7 protein-coding genes and 1 riboswitch are annotated in these 7,530 nt (G+C 52.1%); of the genes, 4 read left to right on the forward strand and 3 right to left on the reverse strand.

What is annotated here, in order from left to right; translation table 11 throughout:
* Positions 1–245: 245 nt before the first annotated feature.
* From B3P58_RS14880 to metG, 3 genes are all read left to right on the forward strand, one after another.
* Complete coding sequence (locus B3P58_RS14880) at positions 246–1,154, forward strand: LysR family transcriptional regulator (RefSeq protein ID WP_286718734.1); 909 nt, start codon at positions 246–248, stop codon at positions 1,152–1,154.
* A gap of 251 nt (positions 1,155–1,405) precedes the next feature.
* Positions 1,406–1,520: riboswitch (guanidine-I (ykkC/yxkD leader) on the forward strand.
* An 83-nt stretch (positions 1,521–1,603) separates the two neighbouring features.
* Positions 1,604–2,665, forward strand: a complete 1,062-nt coding sequence (locus B3P58_RS14885) for a putative urea ABC transporter substrate-binding protein (protein ID WP_286718735.1) — start codon at positions 1,604–1,606, stop codon at positions 2,663–2,665.
* Between the two features lie 140 nt (positions 2,666–2,805).
* Positions 2,806–4,926, forward strand: a complete 2,121-nt coding sequence (gene metG, locus B3P58_RS14890) for a methionine--tRNA ligase (protein WP_286718737.1) — start codon at positions 2,806–2,808, stop codon at positions 4,924–4,926.
* Positions 4,927–5,014: 88 nt separating this feature from the next.
* On the opposite strand, the gene B3P58_RS14895 is transcribed toward metG, so the two are convergent.
* Positions 5,015–5,437, reverse strand: a complete 423-nt coding sequence (locus tag B3P58_RS14895; RefSeq protein WP_286718739.1) for a hypothetical protein — start codon at positions 5,435–5,437, stop codon at positions 5,015–5,017.
* 657 nt (positions 5,438–6,094) lie between these two features.
* Between B3P58_RS14895 and B3P58_RS14900 the strand changes: the two genes are divergently transcribed.
* Positions 6,095–6,724 (forward strand): RluA family pseudouridine synthase, encoded by a 630-nt coding sequence (locus B3P58_RS14900; RefSeq protein WP_422664288.1) that lies wholly within the window; start codon positions 6,095–6,097, stop codon positions 6,722–6,724.
* Between the two features lie 10 nt (positions 6,725–6,734).
* Here B3P58_RS14900 and B3P58_RS14905 read toward each other — a convergent pair whose 3' ends face one another.
* Both B3P58_RS14905 and B3P58_RS14910 read right to left on the reverse strand, forming a co-directional pair.
* A complete protein-coding gene (locus B3P58_RS14905) occupies positions 6,735–6,974 on the reverse strand; it encodes an Imm32 family immunity protein (protein WP_286718744.1) in 240 nt (79 codons plus the stop codon).
* Positions 6,975–7,055: 81 nt separating this feature from the next.
* Positions 7,056–7,530: FMN-binding negative transcriptional regulator (locus B3P58_RS14910; protein WP_286718746.1), on the reverse strand; the 475-nt coding region annotated here is incomplete at its 5' end.

Consider the following 7,530-nt stretch of genomic DNA (forward strand, 5'->3'; position numbering starts at 1 on the left):
TAATCCAGCAGCTCCAGGACTTCCGCCGTGCTGATGGCACGTTCGGTATCAAAGTAGTTCACAGAAGTACGCTGGCTCAGGGCATCAAATACGTTCATGGCGGCATCCTTAAATCGGGTATCGGTTCGGGTATTGGTTGTGGTGTTAGGGCTGTTAAGCAATGAGTGCAGTTTAAGTTCGCTTTATTCGATTAAAAATCTCATAATTTAACGTATAGCTTTCGATATTTACGAAAAGGCATTCCAATGAAAACAACCCTCGAACAGTGGCGCATGTTTAAAGCGGTGGTCGACCATGGCGGCTACGCTCAGGCGGCTGAGGCCATCTTCAAGAGTCAGTCAACCATCAGCTATGGTGTGCACAAGCTGCAGGAGCAACTGGGCGTACAACTGCTGGAAGTGGAAGGGCGCAAAGCGGTACTGACCGAACACGGCCGTATTCTGTTACAACGTGCCGAACAGCTGCTCGATCAGGCAGAGAATATCGATCAGGTTGCCAGCTCGCTTAATCAGGGCGTCGAGCCTGTTGTGCGTGCGGCCATCGACACCATTTACCCCAACGATGTGCTGTTTGATGTGTTTGAAGCCTTCTCGGCCGAGTACCCCGATACCCGCCTGGAGCTGGAAGAGTTTGTACTCAGCGGCGGTAACGAAATGCTGCTCGAAGACAGCATCGATATTCTGATTACCCCGCAACTGCCCAGCGGCTGGAACGGTGAGCACGTACACCGCTCCTGCTTTCTGCCGGTCACCAGCCCGCAGCATCCGTTGCAGCATCTGGGGCGCGAGGCCACCTACGATGATCTCACCGCACACCGGCAGGTGGTGCTGCGCGACAGCAGCCGCAAACGCCGCAGCGAAGGTGGCTGGCTCGGCGCTCATCAGCGCTGGACCGTTACCCATACCAGCACCAGGGTAAATATTGTCCGCCGCGGTCTGGGCTTTGCCTGGCTGCCGGAGCTGCTGATTGCCGACGACCTGAAAAGCGGTGCCTTGCAGGTGATTCCCTTTGCTCAGGATGCGCGGCGCTACGTCGATCTCTATCTGGTAATGGCCCATGAAGAAAGCGCCGGCCCCGCGACCCGCGCTCTCGCCCGTTTACTGGCAAACACCGACACCGGCTGCAAAGCGGCACACACAACAGAAACCGAATAAAGGGCAGCACTAGCAGCAAGGCGGTATATAAAGCAGAAACCGAATAAGCGCCCCAGAATGCAGCGACCATCTGTTCAGCTAATCATCTGTGCACCCTTTTGGGGTGCAACTGACAGCAAAATCAGCAACTTAACACTCGCCAGCCTGCCGGATGCCGCAATTTTCAGGCTCCGGCAAAACTGGTACAGCCCTTGCTGAACACTGATCAGTAACAGGAGATACTCGGCAACCGAATCCGGTTGGGATTCACAGAAATAGGTGGCTAGGGTTCCGGTTCTTTGCTGAAAAAGAACGTCTGGTCCGAGAGCAACCGACCTCAGCGTATTCACAGCGCAGGTTACACGGCGGGACAAAAGCCCGGGAGACCCACACGCGAATGCCAGCATCTGGCCGTTTCGCGCTGAGTTCTCCTGCCGTCTGATTTATGTGGATATCAAAGAGGAAGTCCTATGAAGCCGTTAAAACGTCTGCTCACCGCCAGCCTGGTCACCCTGGCCGCCCTGACCCCATTACACGCTCAGGCCAAAGACAGTTTCCGTCTGGCCTGGTCTATCTATGTTGGCTGGATGCCGTGGGATTACACCGACAAAGCCGGCATCGTAAAAAAATGGGCCGATAAATACGGCATCGAAATCGAAGTGGTGCAGATCAACGATTACGTTGAATCCATCAACCAGTTTACCGCCGGTGAATTCGACGCCTGCGTAATGACCAATATGGATGCCCTGACCATTCCGGCCGCCAGCGGCGTCGACACCACCGCCTTAATCGTCGGTGACTTCTCCAACGGCAACGATGCCGTGATTCTGAAAGAAGGAAAAAGCCTGAAAGACATCAAAGGCCTGCCGGTGAATCTGGTGGAGCTGTCGGTTTCCCATTACCTGCTGGCACGCGGTCTGGAAAGCGTGGGCATGAGCGAAAAAGACGTCTCGGTGATCAACACCTCCGACGCCGATATGGTGGCGGCTTATGGCACCGGTGATGTTAAAGCCGTGGTCACCTGGAACCCGCTGGTGAGCGAAATTCTGGCGCAGCCAAACGCAACCGCCGTGTTTAACTCCTCACAGATTCCGGGTGAAATTATCGACACCACTATGGTCAACAGCGAAACCCTGGCCGCTAACCCCGCCTTCGCCAAAGCCCTGACCGGCGCCTGGTACGAAACCATGAGCATCATGGCGAAAGACGACGCCGAAGGTAAAAAAGCACGCAGCATGATGGCCGAAGCCTCAGGCACCGACCTTGCCGGTTACGATGCCCAGCTGGCCGCCACCAAAATGTTCTACGACGCACAAAAAGCTGTGGAATTTGTGAACAGCGCCGAGCTGCCAAAAACCATGGAATACGTAGCGAAATTCTCCTTCGACCACGGTCTGCTGGGTGATGGCGCCGCCGATGCCGGCTTTATCGGCATGGCCTTCCCGAACGGCAAAACCTTTGGCGATAAAGGTAATGTGAAGCTGCGCTTTACCGACAGCTATATGAAGATGGCGGCTGAAGGAAAGCTGTGATGCCCGGCCATTGAGTATCAGGCGCTGCGCGGCAGATTTCTGCTGCCGCAGCGCTTTTAAGCCGTACCGCAGCCATCGCGGCCAGCGGCAAAAATCGCTACAATACTGCCCTTTCTTTGAATAACCCGTAGCGAATTGTCATGACCGCACAGAATCCCCGCAAAATCCTCGTCACCAGCGCCCTGCCCTATGCCAATGGTTCCATTCACCTCGGCCACCTGCTGGAATACATTCAGACTGATATCTGGGTTCGGTTCCAGAAACTGCGTGGCAACGAATGCCACTATGTTTGCGCCGACGACGCCCACGGCACCGCCATCATGCTGCGCGCCGAAAAAGAAGGTATCAGCCCGGAAGAGCAGATTGCGCGGGTAAAAGCCGAGCACGAAGCGGATTTCGCCGGTTTCCAGATTGCGTTCGACAACTTCCACAGCACCCACAGCGAAGAAAACCGCCTGCTGTCAGAAGAAATCTACAAAGCCTGCCGTGACAAAGGCCATATCGCCATCCGCAGCATCAAGCAGCTGTACGATCCGGTTAAAGAGCTGTTTCTGGCCGACCGTTATATCAAAGGCGAGTGCCCTAAGTGTGGCGCCGCCGACCAGTACGGCGACAACTGTGAAGTCTGCGGTGCAACCTACACCCCGGCCGAGCTGAAAAACCCGTTCTCCGTCATTTCCGGTGCCACCCCGGTCGAAAAAGAATCTGAACACTACTTCTTCAAACTGCCGGACTTCCAGGAGTTTCTGCAGCAGTGGACCCGTTCCGGCACCCTGCAGGATGAAGTTGCCAACAAACTGGCCGAGTGGCTGGATTCCGGTCTGCAGGAGTGGGACATTTCCCGTGATGCGCCGTATTTCGGCTTCGAAATTCCGGATGCACCGAACAAGTTTTTCTACGTCTGGCTGGATGCCCCTATCGGCTATATGGCCAGCTTTAAAAACCTGTGTGACAAGCGCGGTGACCTCGACTTTAACGAGTACTGGAAAAAAGACTCCACCACCGAGCTGTACCACTTTATCGGTAAAGACATTATTAACTTCCATGCGCTGTTCTGGCCTTCCATGCTGAGCGCCGCAGAATACCGTACACCAACAGCAGTCAATGCCCACGGTTTCGTGACCGTGAACGGTTCTAAAATGTCGAAGTCGCGCGGTACCTTTATTAAGGCGCGCACCTTCCTGAATCATTTAAACCCGACCTATCTGCGTTACTACTTTGCCGCCAAACTGAGCTCCAGCGTCGATGATTTCGATTTGAATCTGGAAGATTTCGTGCAGCGCGTAAACGCCGATCTGGTCAACAAACTGGTGAACATCGCCTCGCGTACCGGCAACTTTATTGCCAAAGCATCCGGCGAACTGAGCGCGACCTGCGCTGAACCGGAAATGCTGCAGCAATTTATTGATGCCGGCGACCAGATTGCCAGCCATTACGAAAAACGCGAATTTGGCCGCGCGATGAAAGACATCATGGCGCTGGCCGACCGCGCCAACGAATATATTCAGGAAAAAGCCCCGTGGGCGATGAATAAAGAAGAAGGCCGCCAGCAGGAAGTGCAGGACGTATGTTCCGTGGCGCTTAACCTGTTCCGTCAGCTGGTGACTTATCTGGCACCGGTACTGCCGGAAATTGCCGACAAAACCAAAGCATTCCTGAATCTGGACAGCCTTGACTGGGAAGCGCGCCGCGAGATTCTGCTGAGCCACAAAATCAATAAATTCCAGCCAATGCTGGCCCGTGCCGAAATGGACAAAGTAACCGCCATTCTGGAAGAAACCAAAACCGAGCTGGCCAAAGAAAACGGCGAAGCACCGGCGGCGGATAACAGCACCGATAAAACCGCTGCGAAAAACGCAGAGAAAAAGGCCGATAAAAAAGCGAAGAATAAAGGACCTGAGCTGCGTGAAGACGGTAACGAAGTGATTGCCGACACCATCGAGTTCCCGGATTTCGCCAAAGTCGACCTGCGTATTGCCCGTATCGTTAAAGCCGAGCATGTTGAAGGTGCAGAAAAACTGCTGCAGCTGACGTTGGATATCGGCAACGGCGAAACCCGCAACGTATTCTCCGGTATTAAATCGGCCTACAACCCGGAAGACCTGAACGGCAAGCTGACCGTGATGGTTGCCAACCTGGCGCCACGTAAAATGAAATTCGGCATGTCCGAAGGCATGGTACTGGCCGCAGGCCCGGGCGGTGAAGATATCTTCCTGCTCGAACCACACGACGGCGCCCAGCCGGGTATGCGCGTGATGTAAAAAAGCAGAAACAGAAAAGCCGGGGTTTTTACCCCGGCTTTTTATTGAGCGACTCTAGCGCTAAACCCGGCTTAACAGGCCCACCACACTATTCACCACAGGGAAGATTAACAACATTCGTATTAATATCGTTTTCCAGCTCAACCCAGAAGTTAATACTCCATGCCTCGCGCTTCTTTCGAATAATGTAAGATTTACCCTTTTCGGCTAAAAACTTCACACAGCGTTCAGATTTAACCTTTCCCTGATAAAACCCTACGTCAATCTCAGTCAATCCAGGTTCAATATAAGCACTTTCATAATAACCGTTAAAAAAACCACCGATAGAAACACCATTAACCGAATTAATATAAAGCTTCTCATCAAGCCCCTGAAAAATACCATGATCACGCTCTGAATCTGCTTTTAAATATACGGCATCTTCTTTCGCAAGCCCCGGAGGAGAATAAGCAGAATCAGCGATACATCCCAACAAAAATCCGGTTAAAAAAAACACAACCAACAACTTCATTCTTCACAGATCCTTTGATATTGCTAACGCCCGGTTCAGCAGAATAATTTCCAATACTCATCAATTCAGCCACAGAGCATCAAGCGGGTCATCCTAAAGGCTGAAACAGGATAAATCCAGTTCATCCCCTCAGTCATATAACCATTAAAGAATATTAAGGCACCTCTGAATAATTCAGTGCCCGCTTCGGCTTACTGAAAACGTTCAGATCAAGGCGCCACGTTGAAGGCATAGCGGGTTACGTCAAAACGTGGCAACACCGAGCTGGATTTTTTCAGCAAGCCCCGAAGGGCGTGGGCTGCAGAGCGTTTTGACGGTGTTGTCGATTTTATAAAGGACTCGTTCACTGCAATCGACGCCTTGTCAAAAGCACTTTGCAGCACTCACGCGAAGCTGTGCAGAATTATTCAGAGGTGCCTTAATTATGAATTTCAGCAGATAACCCGATGCAGCGCATTATGGCTAAAAGAGATATAAGAAAGCTGAAGATTCTGGTTCATGTATCTGACGGACAAGATTTCTGACCGTCTGGCGGTGATTAATCATTGCCAGAACCCCGCAGGTTTCATTAAATATACGTTCACTTCATCAGAGTTTATCAACGTGACTGACGTAACACCTCCTGCTTACTACATCGCCCCACGCTGCGACGAAGAACTGCAGATTCTGCACGTTGATGACGATCTGATTGTGGTTAATAAACCGGCATTTCTCTACACCGTTCCCGGTCGCGGCCCGGAGAACAGCGATTCGGTAATTACCCGCCTGCAGCCGGATTACCCCGAAGCCGTCATTGTGCACCGCCTCGATCTGGATACCTCTGGTTTACTGGTTGTTGCCCGCTCCGAGCGCGCACGTCAGGTACTGTCGCAACAGATCCGCGACCGTGAAATCCAGAAAACCTATCAGGCCGTGGTCTGGGGCATTATTGAACAGGACGAAGGCGAGATTAATCTGCCCATTGGCAAAGACTGGGAAAACCGTCCGCGCTGTAAAATCGACTATGAAGAAGGCAAAGCCTCGCTTACCTATTTCACGGTCGAGCAGCGCAACCCGGACACCCACCGCACACTGGTCACATTGAAACCCGTTACCGGCCGCCAGCACCAGCTGCGCCTGCATTTAAAATCCATCGGTCATCCGATTTTAGGCTGCGACTTATACGCCCACGACGAAGCCCTGCACGCCGAACCAAGGCTAATGCTGCACGCCTGTGGTTTGGCCTTTAAGCATCCGGATGGACAAATGGTGAGCTGGGATGTGAAGAATGATTGGAGGCTGGATTAACGCAGGCTTGTTAAATATATTTTTCACTGAGGATCTGGATGTCGGGATAATCTTCCTTCCACTTATCCCATTCATCCATAAGATGAAGGTGATCATAATCCTCACCCAGCTTTTCCATCTCATCCGCTGCGGCGAGTAAAAACGCTGCCAGATCTCTTAAGGTATCCGGAGACGCAGCAATTCCTATATCACTGAGCACCATACAACCTTCAAGCTCAGTATTTTCTTTTTTAAAACCTGTTATTTTCATGGCTGCTTCTGCATTTAACGCCCGGCTTTATGACTGCTTTGGAGGAACGGCGACGGAAAACCATCCGACAACAGCCCTTGGTCAGCTGATGAACTTAGCCATGGCACGGTTGTTCGCTCCATCTCTGGCCTCAAGACCAACTTTGACACCAGCTCGATTTTTTTCTGATTGGTTCTGGCTAGCTTTCAGCTTACCCGTCAGAGTTTTAATTTTTATCTCTACACCAACGATAGCCTTCACCAAACGTTCAGTGAACTCCACTGGCGCATCATCCACAGACCAGGGATTGCTCATACTCGACTCATGTTGGTCTGTTAGTCGATGGAGATGATGTTTCAGCCAGGTCGAATCCTCGATAATCCGAGCACTCCCTTCTACATGGACAGCAAGATAATTCCATGTTGGAACAACCCGGCCGGTTTCTACCTTGGTTTCATACCATGAGGGTGAAACGTAGGCATCTGGCCCTTGAAAAACAGCCAGAACCCGGGCCCCATCCTGCAAACGCTGCCAAACCGGATTACTTCGAGCCAGATGGCACTGAAGCTGTCCAAGA

Source organism: Thalassolituus sp. UBA2009 (genome assembly GCF_002335285.1).
GTDB lineage: Bacteria > Pseudomonadota > Gammaproteobacteria > Pseudomonadales > Oceanobacteraceae > Venatoribacter > Venatoribacter alkanivorans.

Excerpts from the sequence above, each read along its gene's own strand:
- B3P58_RS14905 (WP_286718744.1), bottom strand. The coding sequence starts at position 6,974 with ATGAAAATAACAGGTTTTAAAAAAGAAAATACTGAGCTTGAAGGTTGT.
- B3P58_RS14885 (WP_286718735.1), top strand. The coding sequence starts at position 1,604 with ATGAAGCCGTTAAAACGTCTGCTCACCGCCAGCCTGGTCACCCTGGCC.
- B3P58_RS14895 (WP_286718739.1), bottom strand. The coding sequence starts at position 5,437 with ATGAAGTTGTTGGTTGTGTTTTTTTTAACCGGATTTTTGTTGGGATGT.
- metG (WP_286718737.1), top strand. The coding sequence starts at position 2,806 with ATGACCGCACAGAATCCCCGCAAAATCCTCGTCACCAGCGCCCTGCCC.
- B3P58_RS14880 (WP_286718734.1), top strand. The coding sequence starts at position 246 with ATGAAAACAACCCTCGAACAGTGGCGCATGTTTAAAGCGGTGGTCGAC.